The organism is Pseudomonas sp. B23(2017) (assembly GCF_002113725.1).
Classification (GTDB): Bacteria; Pseudomonadota; Gammaproteobacteria; order Pseudomonadales; family Pseudomonadaceae; genus Aquipseudomonas; species Aquipseudomonas putida_Z.
The window spans coordinates 29,825-48,334 of sequence record NZ_NEJM01000022.1; the positions used below are offsets into that span (position 1 = coordinate 29,825).

Here is an 18,510-nt window from a genome sequence, read left to right on the forward strand (position 1 = left end):
CGTTTGCGGACCCGGGCATGACTGAAGACGCTGAGCGCTGGAAAGAAAAATACCTGAAAAGCATCGAGCAGCAGGAAAAGCTCGAGCGCCGTTGGGACGCCCGTCTCGACCTGCTGCGTCGCGGCCTGGTACGCAGCACCCTGGCTGCCGAAGGCAGTGACAAGGTAGTGGACCAGTGCATGAAGGAAATGCGCGAGGTTATCCGCAGCGACAACATGGACGCTGGCCTTGCCGGGCTGATTCCGCGTCTTGAGAAGGCGGTGCTGGACTCCGAACAGCGCCGGGAAGCTCGCATGAATCAGGTCAGCGATGCGCTGACCGCGCTGGTCGACCAACTGCAAGGCCTGCCATTGCCGAACGATGTGTCGCGGCCGTTGAAAAAGCTGGCGAAGAAGCTCGACGGTGGCGTGGCCCAGTCACGCGACCTGCCACCGTTGCTGGGCGAGTTGAGCGGTTTGCAGGGCCGCGCGCTGTCAGCCCTGGGCAAGTCGGGGGAGGACGCCCGTCCCGGCTTCTTGCAGCGCTTGTTCGGCAGCCGCGAGGATGACGCGCAAGGCGAGCCAGCGCTTGTGCCGCTGACGCTGCCGGTTGCCGAGGCGCAGCCCTTGGCAGCACCGGCCAGTGTCGGTGCTCCGCAGCCCGACGACGTGGACGCGCTGCAGCCGCTGCCAGCCTCACCAGCATCTGTTGTCGAGGCGCCCGTAGTGCCAGAGCCCGCGCTGGAGGCCCCTGGCCCGGCGCTGATCGAAACGGCCGAACTGTCACCAGCCCCGCAGCCGCAGCCGCTATCGGACGATGTGCCGGCCCCGGAAACTGTCGCCAGCGAGCCTCCGGCTGAAGCAGGACCGGCGCAAACACTCGAACAAACCTTCGGCGAAGACGGCCCCTATGCCCTGCCCTACGCGGTGGAGCCGCCCTACAGCCAGGTTGCCGAGCACATCGAGCACACCCTGATCGGTCTGCTCGATGACCTCAGCCTGCCGGAGCGACACAAGGCCCAGGCGCTCGAGATGCGTGAACGGGTCGCCCGCGGCTTGAACTGGTATGAGCTGATCCCGGTGCTGGATGACCTGGCTGTGCTCATGCTGGCGATCACCGACAGCGGCCAGCACGAATTCGAAACCTACCTGCAGCAGCTCAACGAACGCCTGGAAGGTTTCCAGAGCCACCTGCACGAGGCCAGCGCCGGCCACGCCGACAACAGTTCGGCCGCCCGCGAGCTGGATACCCAGCTGCGTGAGCACGTCGACGGGCTGCAGAGCAGTGTGCAAGGTGCCGCCGACGTCGACAGCCTCAAGCACATCCTGGAAAACCGCCTGGAAGGCCTGTTGGTGACCATGGACGAGCACAAGCATGAGCGTGATCGCCGCGAGCAGGAGCTGGCTGGGCGCCTGCAAGGGCTGTCGGAGCGGGTGGCGAGTATGGAGCAGGAGGCGCTCGGCTACCGCGAGCACCTTGAAGAGCAGCGCCAGAAGGCCTTGCTCGACCCCCTCACCGGTTTGCCCAACCGTGCGGCCTGGAGCGAGCGGGTCGAGCGCGAAATGCTCGAATGGCAGGCACATGGCGGCCATCTGGCGATGGCGATCCTCGACCTGGACCATTTCAAGCGTATCAACGACAGCTATGGGCACCTGGCCGGGGACAAGGTACTGAAGATCGTCGCCGACCAGTTGCGCAAGCGCCTGCGCAGCGGTGACTTCATCGCCCGCTTCGGCGGCGAGGAGTTTGTCCTGTTGCTGCCGCAGACCTCGCCGGCCGCCGCTGCCCAGATAGCCGAGGTGCTACGGGCCACGGTCGAGGCGTGCCCGTTCCACTTCAAGGGCGAACGGGTGGTGATCACCACGTCCATCGGCCTGGGTGCATTCCGTTCCGGAGAGCGCGGCGACCAGGTGCTCAAGCGCGCCGATGCGGCGCTGTACCGGGCCAAGGAGTCGGGGCGCAACCGCGTCGAGCAGGCATAGCCGGCAGCCGCTGACTCGCGGCAAGCATGGCCCTTGGGGAGCACGTTATACTGTAGCGCTCATACGCTGAGGCTACTGACGTGCTTTCCACGCTTAAAAAAACCCTGATTTCCTTCCTGCTGTTGTCTGTCGCCGGTTGCTCGACAGGCCTGCGCATCGACCGTAGCCACCCTTCGGTCAACCAGGACAACCGCATCCAGTTCGTGGTCTTGCATTACACCAATGCTTCGCTGGAGCGTTCCCTGGCGTTGCTGACCCATGGCGAAGTCAGCAGCCACTACCTGATTGGCGACGGCCCGGCGACGGTGTATCAGCTGGTGGATGAAAACCGCCGCGCCTGGCATGCCGGTGATAGCCAGTGGCAGGGTCGGACCTGGCTGAACTCCTCGTCCATCGGTATCGAAATCGTCAACCCGGGCTTCACCGATACGCCGAATGGCCGGGTCTGGCACCCTTACAGCGAAGCGCAGGTTCAGTCGCTGATCGCGCTGCTCAAGGACATCGTCAAACGCAACAACATCGAGCCACGGCACATCATTGGCCACAGCGATATCGCGCCGCTGCGCAAGCTTGACCCGGGGCCGCTGTTCCCGTGGAAGCGCCTGGCCGACGCCGGATTGGGTGTCTGGCCGGATGCAAATGCCGTGGCACGGCAGCAAGCCTATTTCAGCGTCAACCCGCCGAGCGTTGGCTGGTATCAGCAGGAGCTGGCGCGGTTTGGCTATGCGATCGAGCAGACCGGGGTACTGGATGTTGCCACCCGCCATGTGATCGCCGCGTTCCAGATGCGTTTCCGCCCGCAGCGCTTCGATGGCATGCCGGATGCGCAGACGGCGGCGATGCTGCAGGTGCTCAACCGGATGCGTTGAGCTGCCAAGGTGGGACGGGCTCTTGTGTAGGAGCGGCCTTGTGTCGCGACGGGCTGCACAGCAGCCCCAGGATCTTGGTTCCAGCACAAACTGCCGGGGCCGCTTTGCGGCCCTATCGCGACACAAGGCCGCTCCTACAACAGGCCCCGGCGATTGTAGCGAAACGCCAAACGGCGAGGTGATTCCTGATTCAGTTGCTATACCTTAGTTATCAACTGGATGCCCTCGATGTCAGCCTTCATCGCCTTGATGCGCCAAATTTTTTACCGTCCCTGGATGCTGGCCACATTGGCAGCACTGGCCAGCGCGGCACTGTTGCTCTCTGCCAGCATCGGCATTGCCCTGCAACAGATGAAGCAAAGCGAGAGCGCACAGATGAATGCCCAGGGCGAGCGCTTTCTCGAGCGCCTCGAGCAGGTGTTCGGCCAGTTGCGCGAAGGGGTCGACCTGCTGCAGGCGCAGCCCTTGCGCGGCTGCAGCCCGGCGATGCTGACGGCATTGCAGCAGGTAGGCCTGAGTTCACGCTTCATTTATGAAGCGGCATACGTGGATGGGGATATCGCCTGTTCGAACCGCGGTGATGAGCGGGCGTTCGAACCCTTGCGGGTCCCCGACATCCAGGGGCCGACCTACAGCTACTGGCTGAACACAACGACCGAGCCGAACGAAAACCTGGCCGCGTTGATGCTGGGGCGGGGCAAGTTCGTGGTATCCACCTCTCGTGGCCACCTGACCGATGTGGTCGACCTGCCCCCTGGCGGCAGCCTTGTGGTCGTGCTGGACAACGGTACCCGGGCCATCCCTGTGCTGGGCCCACCACAGGTATGGCCGCCACCCTCGGCCTGGTCGACCAGCCACAAGTCGCTGCTCGAGCTCAGCGACCGCCTGATCTACCGCATGCCGACCAAGTCACCGGACTACCAGCTGGTGCTGATTGCCCCGCGGGCGAGCCTGCCGCTGAGAATGAATGGCATGCTCTGGCTCCTGTTCCCCGGCAGTGTGCTGGCGGCCTGCTGCATCGGCTGGCTGGTGCTGCAACTCATCCTGCAGCGGCGGTCGATGAGCTCGGAATTGCAGAATGCCTTGCGCCGCGGCGAACTGCAGGTGCTCTACCAGCCGATCTTCGAGCTCGACAGCCGGCGCTGTGTCGGAGCCGAGGCCCTGGTGCGCTGGCGTCGCCCGGACGGCACCCTGACCAGCCCGGACCTCTTCATCCCGCTGGCGGAAAACACCGGGCAGATTCGCCAGATCACCGACTTTGTCCTGCAGCGTGTGCTGGAACAGTTAGGGCAACTGCTGCGCTCGCACCCCAACTTGTACATTTCGGTGAACCTGGCAGCTTGCGATGTGATGGTGCCGCGTATTGGCCGGGTAGCTGCGCGCTTGCTGGCAATGCACCGGGTGGCGGCCAGCCAGATTGCCTTCGAAGTGACCGAGCGCGGCCTGATCGACGTGGTGGTGGCGCGCGACAATCTGCAGGCGTTGCGTGCAGTAGGGCATCAGGTGCTGATCGACGACTTTGGTACGGGTTATTGCAGCCTGGCCTACCTGCAGACCCTGCCGGTGGACTGCCTGAAGATCGACAAGGCCTTTATCGATGCCCTTGGGCATGACGCCGCCAGCAGCGGTGTTGCCCCGCATATCATCCGCATGGCCCACGACCTGCACCTGCGGGTGATTGCCGAAGGCATCGAGTGTGAAGACCAAGCGGTGCTGCTGAACAGCGAAGGGGTCAATTATGGCCAGGGCTGGCTGTTTGCCCGGCCACTGAATGCCCGGCAGTTTGCCGAGCTGGTGACCCGCGGCCGGCTGCCGCGGCGGGTTGAGCATTGAGTGATTGCTGCTGGACTGCGAGATCTCTGTAGGAGCGGCCTTGTGTCGCGATAGGGCTGCGGAGCAGCCCCAGCAATTTGTGCACTGGTGCTGAAATCCTGGGGCCGCTTTGCGGCCCTATCGCGACACAAGGCCGCTCCTACAGGGGGCGCGTCACAGGCCGTCAGACCGGCAGTGCCATGTAGAACTGGGTCCCCTGCCCCGGTCTGGAAAAGACGCCCATGCGCCCGCCATGCAGTTGCACGATCTCTTTGCACAACGCCAGCCCCAGCCCCGCGCCGCCTTTCTTGCGCCCTACCTGCACGAAGGGCTCGAAGATGCGCCCCTGTTGCCCATAGGCAATGCCCTCTCCGTTGTCCTCGACACTGATGATCACCCGCTCCGCATGCCGTCGTGCATGCAAGCGGATACGCCCGCCGCTGGCGGTATGGCGGATGGCGTTGTGCAACAGGTTGTCCAGCACCCGGTCGAGTTGGGAGACGTCGGCCTGGATACGCGGCAGCGGCGGCTCCAGCTCCGTGATCAGCTCGATCTGCTTGTTTACCGCCGGCTCGGCAAAGCGCTGTTGTGCACGCTCCAGCAATTCGTCGATGGCGCAGGGAGCCAGCTCGAGCTTCTGCATCCCGCTCTGGTAGCGGCTGAAGTTGAGCAGATCGTTGATCAACTGGGTCAGGCGCTGCATTTCCTCGCCGATGGTTTCCAGCAGGTCATGTTCGCGCGCCTCGGGCGGAAACTTGAGCCGCTCGCGCAACAGGCCGAAGGCCATGTGCATGCCGGTCACCGGGGTGCGCAGCTCGTGGGAAGCGCGCAGCACGAATTCGCTGCGCACGCGTTCGAAGGCTCGCTGCTCGGTTACATCGTGCAGCACCATCACCGCGCCCAGGATCGGCCCTTGCGGGTGGCTGACCGGAGTCAGGCTGTAGGCGAGCAGGCGCGTTTCGTCATCGACCTCCATGTTCAGGTCGTCCGGCTGGCGGTCGAGGTTGCCGCCGCGCAGTACCTGGCGTAGCTGCTGCTCCAGCTCCGGGCGCTGCAGGGCTTCGGCCAGGCTGCTACCCACGCGGCTATCGGTCCAGCCCAGCTGGCGTTGCGCCACCGGGTTGAGGTGCTCCAGCCGGCCTTGGCGGTCGATGATCAGCAGGCCATCGTCAATGCTGTCCAGTACCGCCTGCAAGCGTTGCTGGCCGGCCAGCAGTTCATCGACGTTGGTGGCCTGGTGCTTGCGCAAGGCATCGGCCATCAGGCCGAAGCGGCGGGTCAGCTGGTTAAGTTCGGTGGCCTGGGTGACCGGTAGGGTTACGTCGAAATTACCCTTGCCGAGTTGGTCGGCCGCTATGGCCAAGGCTTCGATCGGCTGGCCGAAGCGCCGGGCAATGTTGTGCGCGGTGATGAAGCCCAGCACCAGCACCACCAAGCCCATCAGGCCAAGTACGCCGCTGACCAGCAAGGCGTGGTCGCGGGTGTGCTCCTCGCTGCGGGTGATGTGCTCCAAGGCCTGCTTGTGGGAATCGATCAGGTCGGTGCGGACCTGGTTGAACGCGGCCCCCAGTGGTTGTTCAACCCCCATGCTGCGTGAAGGCGCCGAGCTGTCGCGGTAGGCCTGGAGAAAAGCCTGGTAATTGCTGCTGGCCTTGCTGAAGCCGGTGCGCTCGCCACCTTGGTCCAGCCCTTGGTTGAGCAGGGTTTGGAAGTTGTCCTGCAGTAGCCGCAGATTTTCCGGGGCGGTCTCGTCATCGAGGATCAGGGTCAACTGTTCGCCAAGGTTCTGGCGCAACTTCAGCCCGATTTCCAGGGCGTGGGTGGTATCGCGCACCAGTCGCTGTTGCACCGTGGCCATCTGCAGCACGCTGACCAGGCCCAGCAGCAGCCCGAGCAGGGCCACGGTGACCAGCGCCGAAATGCTGAGGAAAAGCCGCGTGCGCAGCTTCATGGGCGGCCACCTCATAGGTTGTACTGCTTGCGCTTGCGGTACAGGGTGGAGGCATCGATCCCCAGGGTCTTGGCGGCTTGGTCCAGGGTGTCGCTTGCGGCCAGCACCGCACCGATGTGGGCGCGTTCCAGCTCATCCAGGCTCAGCGCGGCGCCAACCCGCGGGGCATTGCCTGCGGGCTGCTCGCCCATGCCCAGGTGGCTGATTTCCACACGTTCCTGCGGGCAGATGATGCTGGCCCGCTCCACCACGTTGCGTAATTCGCGAATGTTGCCGGGCCAGCGGTAGTTGAGCAGGGCCGTACGGGCTTCGTCACTGAAACCGCGGGCAGGCCGGGAGTATTCCTTGACGAAGCGGGCGAGAAAGCGGTCGGCCAAGGTCAGGATGTCTTCACTGCGCTCGCGCAGGGGCGGCAGGTGCAGGGTGATGACGTTCAGGCGATACAGCAGGTCTTCGCGGAAGCGGCTTTCACGCACCATCTCTTCGAGGTTGAGGTTGGTGGCGGCGAGAATTCGCACATCGGCGCGACGGGTGACCGGGTCGCCGACGCGCTCGTATTCCTTGTCCTGGATGAAGCGCAGCAGTTTGGGCTGCAAGGTCAGTGGGAAATCGCCGATCTCGTCGAGGAACAGCGTGCCCCCATCAGCCTGGTTGACTCGCCCCAGGGTGCTTTCGCTGGCGCCGGTGAAGGCGCCGCGGGTGTGGCCGAACAATTCGCTTTCCATCAGCTCGGCGTTCAGTGACGGGCAGTTGATGGTCACGCAGGATTTGCGCGCGCGCTTGCTCCAGCCGTGGATGGCCCGGGCCAGCTCACCTTTACCTGTGCCCGACTCGCCAAGGATGAGGATGTTGGCGTCGGTGGTAGCGACCTGGCGGGCGGTTTCCAGTACCGCCATCATGGCCGGGCTGTGCGAGTCGAGGCCGTCCTTGGGTTTGCGTACTTCACCTTCCAGGGCCTCCAGGCGCGCGGAAAGCTGGCGCACTTCCAACTGCTTGGAGGTAGCCAGGCGCAGCTGGTCGGGGCTGCACGGTTTGACCAGGTAATCGGCGGCGCCTGCCTGGATCGCGTCTACCGCCGTATCGATCGCCGAGTGTGCGGTGACGATCACCACCCGCATCCATGGGGCCTGGATACGCATCTGCGCCAGCACATCGAGGCCGTTGTCCTCGCCCAGGCGCAAATCGAGGAAGCACAGGTCGAATACCTGGCGCTGCAGCAGGGCTTCGGCCTGAGCAGCGCTGTTGGCCGTCGCCACGCTATAGCCCTCGTCCTCCAGGCAGTAGCGGAAGGTGCGCAGGATCGCGGACTCGTCATCCACCAGCAGAATGCGGCCTTGGTTGTCCTGGGCTGACTCCATGTGCTGCGCTCCTTTAGGAAAGATCTTCATTTAGTGTGGGAAAAATCGGGCAAGTTGCATGGTCCATTGTGAAGGAACCTGTCCTTTGCATGCTAGCCAATGGCCAATCAACGCCTGGAAGGCCGCGATATCCCGATGATTTCCTTAGAGGTCCGCGGTGGCACATTGGTTGCGAGGATTTTTAGCTTTTGCTCTACAAAAGGAGGCACTGCCATGTCCTTTTCCATTCGCACCGCCGTGTTGGCAACCACCCTGCTGCCGATGTTCACCCCGGCATTCGCCGGCCCGGTGCAGGACGCCCGCCTGGAGGGGGCCCTGCAAACTGCCCTGTCGCTGAACCGCATGCTCGACCCGTTTCGTATCCAGGTCGAGGTGGACGGCAAGCAGGCGCGGCTTTCCGGTGAGGTGGAGAACGACGTCGAACGCCAGCTGGCCGAGCATGTGGCGCTGGCTACCCGTGGCATCGAGCAAGTCGACAACCAGCTGCGGGTCAATGCCCAGCTGGTGGAGCGCCCGCTGGCGCTGCGTGCCTATGCCCAGCGCCTGGAGGATGCCACCCTGGCCGCGGTGATCCGTGCGCGGCTGTTGTGGAGCCGCACCACCGAGAAGGCGCCTATAGATGTACAGAGCAGCGAAGGTGTGGTGACCCTGCGTGGCAAGGTCGACAGTGCCGAGGCCAAGGAGCTGGCCGGCGTGGTGGCGCGTACCACCGAGGGTGTGCACCTGGTCAACAACCTGGTCAGCCTCGATAGCGCCGCCATGGCCAAGGTCCGGGAAACCCCGGTGGGGACGCCGACTGGGCCGCAACCGAGCGACAGCTGGATCATCGACAAGATCCAGAACAGCTACCGCTTCAGCCGTAACCTCGATGGCCTGAACCTGAAAGTGGCCAGCGAGGAGGGTTTGGTGCGGCTTTCGGGCGAGGTGGTCAGCAGCGAGCAGAAAACCATTGCCGTGGAAATCGCCCGGCAGATCATCGGCGTGCGCGGGGTGGATGCCGACCTGCTCAAGGTGGCGACCAAGGTCGAGGGCTGATCGTGCAATTCGCACGACGGCCCGGGCGGCATCGTGCAGGATACGTCCTTGCCGGTTTTGCAGGATTCACATAACTATATGATTTAAAAGAATTTTATTTGATTCGTAAGGCTGGCATGCAGGCTGCAATTACCTGTTCAGGTTTGAACAAGAATTACAGCAGGAGGAGCCGGCATGACCCGCCAATCCGTCAACCGCTTGCAGAGCGCTGCACTGCCCCTGAGCCAGGTGCTTTCACTCGGCCTGGCGCTGTTGCTGACCTTGGCCGCTGGCCTCTTCTATTACAGCTGGCAGACCGCGCGCCTGACCGAGCAAGTGGCGGCGCAGACCGCCCTGTTGACGCAGATTCAGGCAACCCGTGCCAATACCTTGGTCAAGGCCGCCGACCCGCTTCCAACTGGCCAGGCCACCGCGTCACCGGCCACCCTGGAAAGGGTCGTACCCCAGGACCGCTGGGTGTTCTGACCGCTGGCCTTAACGATTTCAAAAAAGAAAGGAGAACCACCATGCTGAGTTGGGCTATCACTTTCCTCATCATCGCCATTGTCGCCGCCGTACTGGGCTTCGGTGGTATCGCGGGCGCTGCCACCGGTATCGCGAAGATTCTGTTCATTGTCTTCCTGGTGCTGTTCGTAGCCTCCTTCTTCTTTGGACGTGGACGAGGTTGAAGATGGGCAGGAAGCGTTGGACATCCCTGGCTGCCGCCTTGTTACTGGGCGGCAGTGCGGCGGCGATGGCGGCCAATGACGGCCAGGTCCGAGTCGACCAGCTGCTCGGCTCGGACCCGGAGTACCGGGAAACCTGGCAGGACACGATTGAAGGCGAGGAACGTCTGCCTGATTGGGTGGTCAATCTGACCGGCAGTGCCCAGCAGCAGATGTCTGCCGTTACCGAAGACGGCGACAAGTACCTGGTCGGCCCATTGTGCGAACGCCAGGACAACTGCACCTACAAGCGCCTGATCGTGGCGTTCAGCTGGGACAAGGACGATGCCTACGGGATGCTCGTGGAGGTACCCGAAGGTTTGCCGAGCGACAAGTCGCCCACCCGTCACGCGCAGTACCGCTGGCTGGGTAAGCCGGACGACGGCATGAAGACGATGCTGCAGGAGCAGCTCAAGCGTGACCCGAACTGGTACTGAGCATTTGCACCCGGTACGGAGGAAAGGTCATGCACTGTCACGAAATAGAAGCTGAACCTTTCTATATTTCAGCCTTCTATGATGCGCCGCCCCGAGGAGGGGCCGCACATGACCAAGGGGCCGGGCTGTTCTGATTGTTGCAGGATCGGAGTGGCCTAGGGGTACAGGGAGTGCCTCCAGCAATGGGCCGGGTCAGGAAAGGCGGAATCGGAAGTTTCAGGTCGGCGGTGCCATAGGGGCACCTGACCAGACCTGACTTCCGAGGAGCCATGTAGGAAACGTCTCTTCCCTGCGCGATTTCCTCTTCGAGACACATTTTGTCTCGACCGTACATCAATTTTTTTTCGATCAGCCTGGCGCTTGTTCAAGAGGCATTTCGGCCATTCGGATTGTCGAACAAGCCATCACCCCTGTCCTTTTTACCCTGCCAAATCTGCCTAAATATGGCGGTTTGGTCTTGTTCGGGATTCCGAACGTTGTAAATCAAGCACTTGCGAACCTCCCGTTTTGGTCAGAAATGTTATGCACAAACGGCATGGGCTATGCGCTTCCGGCATTAGATTTCCCCCTTTGCCATCGCAATAGTTGCCGCCTTTTTCGCCGGCCCGAGCGCCCTGTCGCTCGCCTGCGGTGTCCTTACATGAAGTCGCCGGACGGAAGCATCTGCTGCTCGTGACCTTGCCAACGGCTCTGTTACGCGCGTTTCCGTTGGGTGCCCATGACCACTAGAACAAAGGGTAAAGACATGAAGAAGGCAAAACTGAGCCTCGCCTGGCAGATCGTCATCGGTCTGGTCCTGGGTGTTGCAATCGGCGCGCTACTGAATCATTTCAGTGCAGAAAAGGCATGGTGGATCAGCAACGTCCTCCAGCCCGCTGGTGACATCTTCATTCGCCTGATCAAGATGATCGTCGTCCCGATCGTGATTTCGTCGCTGATCGTGGGTATCGCCGGGGTTGGCGACGCGAAGAAACTGGGCAGCATCGGCCTGAAGACCATCATCTACTTCGAAGTGGTGACCACCATCGCCATCGTCGTGGGCCTGGTGTTGGCCAACCTGTTCCACCCGGGCGCCGGCATCGACATGAGCACCCTGGGTACCGTGGACATCTCCAAGTACCAGGCTACCGCGGCCGAAGTGCAGCATGAGCACGCGTTCATCGAAACCCTGCTGAACCTGATCCCGTCGAACATCTTCGCAGCGCTGATGCGTGGCGAAATGCTGCCGATCATCTTCTTCTCGGTGATGTTCGGCCTGGGCCTGTCGAGCCTGCAGGCAGAGCTGCGCGACCCGCTGGTGCGTACCTTCCAGGCGGTTTCCGAGACCATGTTCAAGGTCACCCACATGATCATGAACTACGCCCCTATCGGCGTGTTCGCCCTGATCGCCGTGACCGTCGCCAACTTCGGTTTCAGCTCGCTGCTGCCGCTGGCCAAGCTGGTGCTGCTGGTGTACTTCGCCATCGCCTTCTTCGCCTTCATGGTGCTGGGCCTGGTTGCCCGCCTGTTCGGTTTCTCGGTGATCAAGATCATGCGCATCATGAAAGATGAGCTGATCCTCGCCTACTCCACCTCCAGCTCGGAAACCGTGCTGCCGCGCGTGATCGAGAAGATGGAGAAGTACGGTGCACCGAAGTCGATCTGCTCGTTCGTGGTACCGACCGGCTACTCGTTCAACCTCGACGGCTCGACCCTGTATCAGAGCATCGCGGCCATCTTCATTGCCCAGCTGTACGGTATCGACCTGTCCTGGAGCCAGCAGCTGCTGCTGGTGCTGACCCTGATGGTCACTTCCAAGGGTATCGCTGGCGTACCGGGTGTTTCCTTCGTGGTGCTGCTGGCCACCCTGGGCAGCGTGGGCATCCCGCTGGAAGGCCTGGCCTTCATCGCCGGTGTCGACCGCATAATGGACATGGCCCGTACCGCCTTGAACGTTGTGGGTAACGCTCTGGCAGCCCTGGTCATCGCTCGCTGGGAGGGTATGTACGACGCCGCCAAGGGCGAGAAGTACTACGCCTCGCTGATGGCCGGCAAACAGGAAGCGGCCATGGTTGGCGAAGCTGCCAAGCGCTGAGCCTGACTGCTGTTTGACCAAAAGCCCCGACTTGTCGGGGCTTTTTGTTGCCTGTGAGATCTTGGGGCCGCTTTGCGGCCCTTTCGCGACGCAAGGCCGCTCCCACAATGGCCGGCGTACACCGACCACTGTGGGAGCGGCCTTGTGTCGCGATACGAGGGCGCAGCCCTCGCCTGCGGTCTCCAGCCTTACGCCCCGATACGCTATCATTCGGGCATTTTTCAGGGGGAACACACGGATGCTCAACGGCCTTTGGCTTGGCTTTTTCCTGGTGGCGGCAGTGTCCGCCCTGGCCCAATGGCTGGTAGGCGGCAACGCCGGCATCTTCGCGGCGATGGTCGAGAGCATCTTTGCCATGGCCAAGCTGTCGGTCGAGGTGATGGTGCTGCTGTTCGGCACGCTGACCCTGTGGCTGGGCTTTCTCAAGATCGCCGAGAAGGCTGGCATCGTCGAGTGGCTGGCCAAGGTGCTCGGCCCGCTGTTTGCCCGGCTGATGCCGGAAGTTCCGCCCGGCCACCCAGCCCTGGGCCTGATCACCATGAACTTCGCCGCCAACGGCCTGGGCCTGGACAACGCCGCCACGCCGATCGGCCTGAAGGCCATGCGCGCACTGCAGGAGCTGAACCCCAGTAGCACCACGGCGAGCAACGCGCAGATCCTGTTCCTGGTGCTCAACGCCTCGTCGCTGACGCTGCTGCCGGTGACGATCTTCATGTACCGGGCCCAGCAAGGCGCGGCCGACCCGACCATGGTGTTCCTGCCCATCCTGCTGGCCACCAGCGTCTCGACCCTGGTCGGCCTGCTGTCGGTGGCGGTGATGCAGCGCCTGCGCCTGTGGGACCCGGTAGTGCTCGCCTACCTGATCCCCGGTGCATTGCTGCTGGGCGGGTTCATGGCCTTTCTCGGCACCCTCTCGGCGGCCGCGCTGGCGAGCCTGTCGTCGATCCTGGGCAACCTCACGTTGTTTGGCGTGATCATCCTGTTCCTGGTGATCGGCGCCTTGAAGCGGGTGAAGGTGTATGAAGCCTTTGTCGAAGGCGCCAAGGAAGGCTTCGATGTGGCCAAGGGCCTGTTGCCTTACCTGGTGGCGATGCTGGTGGCGGTGGGTGTATTGCGGGCCTCAGGCGCCCTGGAGCTGGCCTTGGACGGTATTCGCCATGCGGTGACCTGGCTGGGCCTGGACACCCGCTTCGTCGAGGGCCTGCCCACGGCATTGGTCAAGCCGTTCTCCGGCAGTGCGGCGCGGGCGATGCTGATCGAGACCATGCAGACCCACGGTGTGGACAGCTTCCCGGCGCTGGTAGCGGCGACGATTCAGGGGAGTACCGAAACCACCTTCTACGTGCTGGCGGTTTACTTTGGTGCGGTGGGTATCCAGCGCGTGCGCCATGCCGTCGGTTGCGCATTGCTGGCGGAGTTGTCCGGTGTGATCGCGGCGATCTTCGTCTGCTACTGGTTCTTCGCCTGACGCGGACCGTTGTGGGAGCGGCCTTGTGTCGCGAAAGGGCCGCACAGCGGCCCCAGGATTTCGGCGCTCATGCAAGAATTGCCGGGGCCGCTTCGCGGCCCTTTCGCGACACAAGGCCGCTCCCACAAAAAGCAGGCAGGGCTTCAGTGAGCAGGAACGCTGGATGCTTGCGCAATGGTCCAACTGACCACCTGCCCGGTCAGCTGGTCGCAGGCCTTCCCGAAGCCGGCAACCACCGCTGACACCTGCTTGTCGGCCAGCGGCTGGCGGATTTCGAAGCGTTTGCTGGCCAGAATTCGTTGGCTGCGGCCCTGGACCAGACGTGCGTCATAGCGGATCACCACCTCCACCGCCCCGCCCTCGCGGTATTCGGCCTGGAACGCCTGCAGCTCGCCAGCCAGCTCGTAGTCGGCCTGCAGGTTGCTGTCGTCGGCGCTAAGGCGCTGTACCTGGCCGTCACGCTGGAAACCGTCGAGCAGGCGGTTGCGCAGCAGCACCGGTACTGCGTCGCTCCAGCGCGCGCCTTTGTAGCTGCTGACCACATCGCCCTGGGGAATCACGGCAATCCGTGGCCCGGCCAGCACTTCGCTGGCCAGCGGCTTGTTCAGGCGCAATGACCAGTCCAGCGCCGGCGCCGTCCGGCCGGGCTGGTTCACCGGCAGACGGTACAGGTCGACGGGCTCGCTCTGCGGCAGGATCGAGCAGGCACTGGCCAGGCTCAGTGCGGCCGCCAGGGCCAGCAGGCGCAGTGACGGTTTCATGGTTGGAACTCCTTGTTGTTGTCGCGGCCGAGCAGGTAGCCGCTAGGGTCGGCCTCCAGTTGCCGGGAAATGCCTTTGAGTGCGTTGAGGGTTTCGCGCAGCTCGCGAATCGCCGGGGTCAGCTGGTTCAGGCCCTGGGCACCGTCGCCGATGGCCTCGCGGTTGTCCTCGAGCAGGCGGTTGATGGTGGCGGTGCTCTCGGCCAGTGACTGCATGGCCTGCTCGGCGCTGCCGATTGCCTGCTTGCCTTCGCTGCCCAGCAGGCCGTTGGCATTGCGCATCAGTGCCTGGGTTTCGGCCAGGGTGGCGCTGGCCTGCTTGCCCACCTGCACCAGTTGCTCGATGGCCTGGGTGATGCTGCCGTGCTGGCCAGCGAAGGCGCCGGTGGTCTTGTCGAGGTTGGACAGGGTGTTGCTGAGGTGGCCGATGTTGTCCTCGGAAAACATCTGGTTGGCGTTGTGCAGCAGCAGGTTGATGTTGGTCACCAGATCGCTGCTGTCATTGAGCAGGCGCGAGATTGGCGAGGGCGATGCGATGATCACCGGCAGCTTGCCGTCCTTGCCTTTCAACTCGGGGCTTTGCGGGGTGCCCCCGCTGAGCTGGATGAACGAGTTGCCGGTCACGCCGGCCAGGGTCAGCTTGGCCTGGGTGTCTTCCTTCACCGGGGTGTCAGCGCTCAGGCGCACCCGTGCCAGTACCCGGCGCGGGTCTTTCGGGTCCAGGCGCAGGGTGGACACGTCGCCTACCTTGATGCCGTTGTACTGCACCGGGCTGCCACGGGACAGGCCGGAGACGGCTTCGTTGAACACCACTTCGTAGTCCTTGAAGGCGTCGTCGACACTAGACTTGGCCAGCCACAGGCCGAACAGCATGGCACCGGCCACCACCAGGACGGTGACCAGGCCGATAAGAACGTGATGGGCTCGGGTTTCCATTGCTCAGCGCTCCTGCCCGGCACGGGTGGCGGCCTGCTCGGCTGCGCGCCCGCGTGGGCCATGAAAGTATTCTTGAATCCAGGCGTCGTTGGTCTGCTCGACCTCGGCCAGTGGGCCGGCCACCAGGACCTTCTTCTGCGACAGCACGGCGATGCGGTCGGTAATGGTGTACAGGGTGTCGAGGTCGTGGGTGATGAGGAACACCGACAGGCCCAGGGCGTCACGCAGGGTCAGGATCAACTGGTCGAAGGCGGCGGCGCCGATCGGGTCCAGGCCAGCGGTGGGTTCGTCGAGGAACAGGATGTCCGGGTCAAGTGCCAGGGCACGGGCCAGCGCGGCGCGCTTGATCATGCCCCCCGACAGCGAGGCCGGGTACTTGTCGGCGGCCGAGATCGGCAGCCCGGCCAGGGCCAGCTTCACTCCGGCCAGGTGCTCGGCATCGGCGCGGGACAGCCCGGCGTGCTCGATCAGCGGCAACGCCACGTTTTCGGTGACGGTCAGCGAAGAGAACAGCGCGCCCTTCTGGAACAGCACGCCGAAGCGCCGCTCGACCAGTGAGCGCTGCTCTTCGCGCAGGCCGGCCAGGTCCTGGCCGAACACCTTGATCTGCCCTTCGTCGGGCCGCCGCAGGCCGACGATGCTGCGCAGCAGCACCGACTTGCCGCTGCCCGAGCCGCCGACCACGGCGAGGATCTCGCCGCGATACAGGTCGAGGTCGAGGTTTTCGTGCACGCTCTGGCGGCCGAAGCGGTTGCAGATGCCGCGGGCCTCGATCACGCGTTCCTGGCCACTCACCAGCCCATCTCCATGAAGAACAGTGCGGCCACCGCATCCAGCACGATGACCACGAATATCGACTGCACCACCGCCGAGGTAGTGTGTGCGCCCACCGATTCGGCGCTACCGCTGACCTTGAAGCCTTCCAGGCAGCCGATGGCGGCGATCAGGAAGGCGAAGAACGGTGCCTTGGCCAGGCCGACCAGGAAGTGCTGTACGCCGATGTCGCTTTGCAGCAGCGACAGGAACATGGCTGGCGAGATGTCCAGTGACAGCGCGCACACCACCGCACCGCCGACGATGCCGCAGATCATCGCGATGAAGGTCAGCAAGGGCAGCGAAATCAACAGCGCCAGTACGCGCGGTACCACCAGCATCTCCATGGGGTTCAGGCCGAGGGTGCGGATGGCATCGATTTCCTCGTTGGCCTTCATCGAGCCGATCTGCGCGGTGAACGCGCTGGCGGTGCGGCCGGCCATGAGGATAGCGGTGAGCAGCACGGCGAACTCGCGCAGGAACGAGAATGCCACCAGGTCGACGGTGAAGATGGTCGCACCGAAATCGGCCAGCACCGTGGCGCCGAGGAAGGCCACCACCGCGCCCACCAGGAAGGTCAGCAGGGCGACGATGGGCGCGGCGTCCAGGCCGGTCTGTTCGATGTGCGCCACGACCGGGGTGAAGCGCCAGCGATGAGGTTGCAGGGCGCGGCGCAGCAGGGTTTCGAGGATCAGGCCAACGAAGCCGAGCACCTGCATGGTGTCTTGCCACAGGGTACCGACGGCGCAGCCGATGCGTTCCAGCAGCAACAGCAGCACGTTACGCTCGGGTTCCTTGACCGGGATGCAGTAGTCCTGCACCGAGCAGTAGACGTTCTTGAGCAGAGCGCGGCTGGCTTCGGGCAGGCCGTGGGTGCAGCGCGACAGGCGCTCGGAGCCGAGCAGTTCGGCCAGCAGCGAGGCACCGGCGGTATCCAGGCGGCCCAGTTGGCTGAGGTCGGCGACGGTATCGGCAGCGTATTGCGCGCGCAGGCGCTCGCTCTCACGCTTGAGGCTGGCGTAGTGCGCCAGGGTCCAGTCACCGGTAATGCGCAGGCAGGCCGGTTGGCTACTGGTGTCCAGGGTGGCGCTGGGGGTGGTCATCGACTCCATGCTACTGACTCGGCGCTAAGGCTTAGGGCCTGATCATAGCGCAGCGGGCATGGGCTGTTTGGTGATTATGTGCTGTCTTCACGGACCTTGGGGGCCGCAAAGCGGCCCCTTTCACTCACCCCGCGGGCGCTTCGTCGACCACCTTGAAGCGCAGCACGCCGATGACCTGCCCATCTTCGGTCAGTACCCTCACCTGCCACTTGCCCACCGGGTTCGGCGGGAAGTTCTGCTTGTGGGTCCAGGCCCGGTAGCCTTCCTTGCGCCCGCCGTGGATGTCCAAGGCAATGCGGTCGACTTCCTGGCCGTCCTTTTGCCACACATGGTAGATCCGCTCGTTCAGGCCGCGTGGCGCGTTGATCGCGGTGTAGGCGTACAGGCCGCTGCTACGGATGCGGCTGGCAGCAATTTCGTCCAGCGAATCGCCCGGCTGGCGGTTCAGCACTTCGGTGCTGACCGCCACTTCGGTCATCCACAGGGTCGCTGGCGGCACCCAGGAACGCAGCAGCCAGCCCCCGCCGCCGACCGACAGGGTGACCAGCACCAGGGCCACGGCGCGGCGCCAGTTGTTGATCGGGAAGCTGCTGGCCAGGCTGGGGAACGACAGGGCCATGGCTGCAATCAGGGCCAGCTTGAAGCTTTGCGCTGTGGTCAGGTGCAGGATGATCGGCAGCGCGGTCAGCAGGGCGGCGAACAGGGTCAGGGTATGCAGCGCCAGGAACAGCCAGCGCCGCGGTGCCAGCCACTTGTAGTACAGCGGGTCGATGATCGAAATCAGCCCGGCGGCACCGAGCAGGCCGGTGAACACCAGTTGGCCGCTGTTCCAGGTGGTGGTGATGAAGAAAAACGGCAGTACGAAGAACAGTGATTCCTGGTGGATCATCTGCGTCGCGTAGCGCAGCAATGGCTGCGGTATTTCGCGGTTGAAGGTGCGCGCGAACAGGCCGGTGAGGGTGTTTTCCAGCATCAGCCAGAGCCAGCTGACCAGCATGAGCACAGCTACCCAGCTGGCCAGGCCAGCCTGACGGTCGACCAGGATGAAACTGCCGATGCCGGAGAGGAAACCACCGAGCGCGATGACGCCGGGGTAGCGTTTGAGCAGTTCGATGATGCGCTGGACGATGTGGGGGATTTGGGGCATTGGGGGCTACAACAGAATGGGTGAGGTGACTGTGCTGGCCTCTTCGCGGGCGCGCCCGCTCCCACAGGGTCCGGGTTGTCAC

Annotated in this window: 16 protein-coding genes; 9 read left to right on the plus strand and 7 right to left on the minus strand. The window is 63.7% G+C overall.

Translation table 11 applies throughout. The features are described 5' to 3' along the window. Window positions 1-17: 17 nt before the first annotated feature. The 3 genes from CAG46_RS25805 (at window position 18) to CAG46_RS25815 (ending at window position 4,663) form a co-directional block, all read left to right on the plus strand. On the plus strand, window positions 18-1,961 hold the full coding sequence (locus tag CAG46_RS25805; RefSeq protein ID WP_085619001.1) for a GGDEF domain-containing protein: 1,944 nt from the start codon (window positions 18-20) through the stop codon (window positions 1,959-1,961). A gap of 80 nt (window positions 1,962-2,041) precedes the next feature. Continuing rightward, window positions 2,042-2,830, plus strand: a complete 789-nt coding sequence (locus tag CAG46_RS25810; protein WP_025337228.1) for an N-acetylmuramoyl-L-alanine amidase — start codon at window positions 2,042-2,044, stop codon at window positions 2,828-2,830. 228 nt (window positions 2,831-3,058) lie between these two features. Next, window positions 3,059-4,663 carry an EAL domain-containing protein gene (locus CAG46_RS25815; protein WP_025337229.1) on the plus strand — a complete coding sequence of 535 codons (1,605 nt, stop codon included), beginning with the start codon at window positions 3,059-3,061 and terminating at the stop codon, window positions 4,661-4,663. A gap of 163 nt (window positions 4,664-4,826) precedes the next feature. Here the strand turns inward: CAG46_RS25815 and CAG46_RS25825 are convergent, their stop codons facing one another. Together CAG46_RS25825 and algB are read right to left on the minus strand one after the other, a co-directional pair. After that, on the minus strand, window positions 4,827-6,608 hold the full coding sequence (locus CAG46_RS25825) for a KinB sensor domain-containing domain (protein WP_085619005.1): 1,782 nt from the start codon (window positions 6,606-6,608) through the stop codon (window positions 4,827-4,829). Next, complete coding sequence (gene algB, locus CAG46_RS25830) at window positions 6,605-7,951, minus strand: sigma-54-dependent response regulator transcription factor AlgB (protein ID WP_025337231.1); 1,347 nt, start codon at window positions 7,949-7,951, stop codon at window positions 6,605-6,607. The genes CAG46_RS25825 and algB overlap by 4 nt, the downstream gene beginning before the upstream one ends. A gap of 213 nt (window positions 7,952-8,164) precedes the next feature. On the opposite strand from algB, the gene CAG46_RS25835 reads away from it, so the two are divergent. The 6 genes from CAG46_RS25835 (at window position 8,165) to CAG46_RS25860 (ending at window position 13,669) form a co-directional block, all read left to right on the plus strand. Beyond that, on the plus strand, window positions 8,165-8,986 hold the full coding sequence (locus tag CAG46_RS25835; protein WP_085619007.1) for a BON domain-containing protein: 822 nt from the start codon (window positions 8,165-8,167) through the stop codon (window positions 8,984-8,986). Window positions 8,987-9,160: 174 nt separating this feature from the next. Further along, on the plus strand, window positions 9,161-9,451 hold the full coding sequence (locus tag CAG46_RS25840) for a hypothetical protein (RefSeq protein WP_025337233.1): 291 nt from the start codon (window positions 9,161-9,163) through the stop codon (window positions 9,449-9,451). 41 nt (window positions 9,452-9,492) lie between these two features. After that, window positions 9,493-9,654, plus strand: a complete 162-nt coding sequence (locus tag CAG46_RS25845) for a DUF1328 domain-containing protein (protein ID WP_003252966.1) — start codon at window positions 9,493-9,495, stop codon at window positions 9,652-9,654. Window positions 9,655-9,656: 2 nt separating this feature from the next. Then, a complete protein-coding gene (locus CAG46_RS25850; RefSeq protein ID WP_085619009.1) occupies window positions 9,657-10,127 on the plus strand; it encodes an inhibitor of vertebrate lysozyme family protein in 471 nt (156 codons plus the stop codon). Between the two features lie 745 nt (window positions 10,128-10,872). Continuing rightward, complete coding sequence (gene gltP, locus CAG46_RS25855) at window positions 10,873-12,201, plus strand: glutamate/aspartate:proton symporter GltP (protein WP_025337235.1); 1,329 nt, start codon at window positions 10,873-10,875, stop codon at window positions 12,199-12,201. 238 nt (window positions 12,202-12,439) lie between these two features. Beyond that, window positions 12,440-13,669 carry a nucleoside recognition domain-containing protein gene (locus tag CAG46_RS25860; protein WP_085619011.1) on the plus strand — a complete coding sequence of 410 codons (1,230 nt, stop codon included), beginning with the start codon at window positions 12,440-12,442 and terminating at the stop codon, window positions 13,667-13,669. 143 nt (window positions 13,670-13,812) lie between these two features. On the opposite strand, the gene CAG46_RS25865 is transcribed toward CAG46_RS25860, so the two are convergent. From CAG46_RS25865 to CAG46_RS25885, 5 genes are all read right to left on the minus strand, one after another. After that, on the minus strand, window positions 13,813-14,430 hold the full coding sequence (locus CAG46_RS25865) for an ABC-type transport auxiliary lipoprotein family protein (RefSeq protein ID WP_085619013.1): 618 nt from the start codon (window positions 14,428-14,430) through the stop codon (window positions 13,813-13,815). After that, complete coding sequence (locus CAG46_RS25870; protein ID WP_046616914.1) at window positions 14,427-15,365, minus strand: MlaD family protein; 939 nt, start codon at window positions 15,363-15,365, stop codon at window positions 14,427-14,429. Before CAG46_RS25870 ends, CAG46_RS25865 begins: the two co-directional genes overlap by 4 nt. Before the next feature lie 3 nt (window positions 15,366-15,368). Continuing rightward, window positions 15,369-16,160 carry an ABC transporter ATP-binding protein gene (locus CAG46_RS25875; RefSeq protein WP_015268492.1) on the minus strand — a complete coding sequence of 264 codons (792 nt, stop codon included), beginning with the start codon at window positions 16,158-16,160 and terminating at the stop codon, window positions 15,369-15,371. Continuing rightward, window positions 16,157-17,290, minus strand: a complete 1,134-nt coding sequence (locus CAG46_RS25880; protein ID WP_085619015.1) for an ABC transporter permease — start codon at window positions 17,288-17,290, stop codon at window positions 16,157-16,159. The genes CAG46_RS25875 and CAG46_RS25880 overlap by 4 nt, the downstream gene beginning before the upstream one ends. 115 nt (window positions 17,291-17,405) lie before the next feature. Continuing rightward, complete coding sequence (locus CAG46_RS25885) at window positions 17,406-18,428, minus strand: DUF5924 family protein (RefSeq protein ID WP_085619017.1); 1,023 nt, start codon at window positions 18,426-18,428, stop codon at window positions 17,406-17,408. Between the last annotated feature and the right edge of the window lie 82 nt (window positions 18,429-18,510).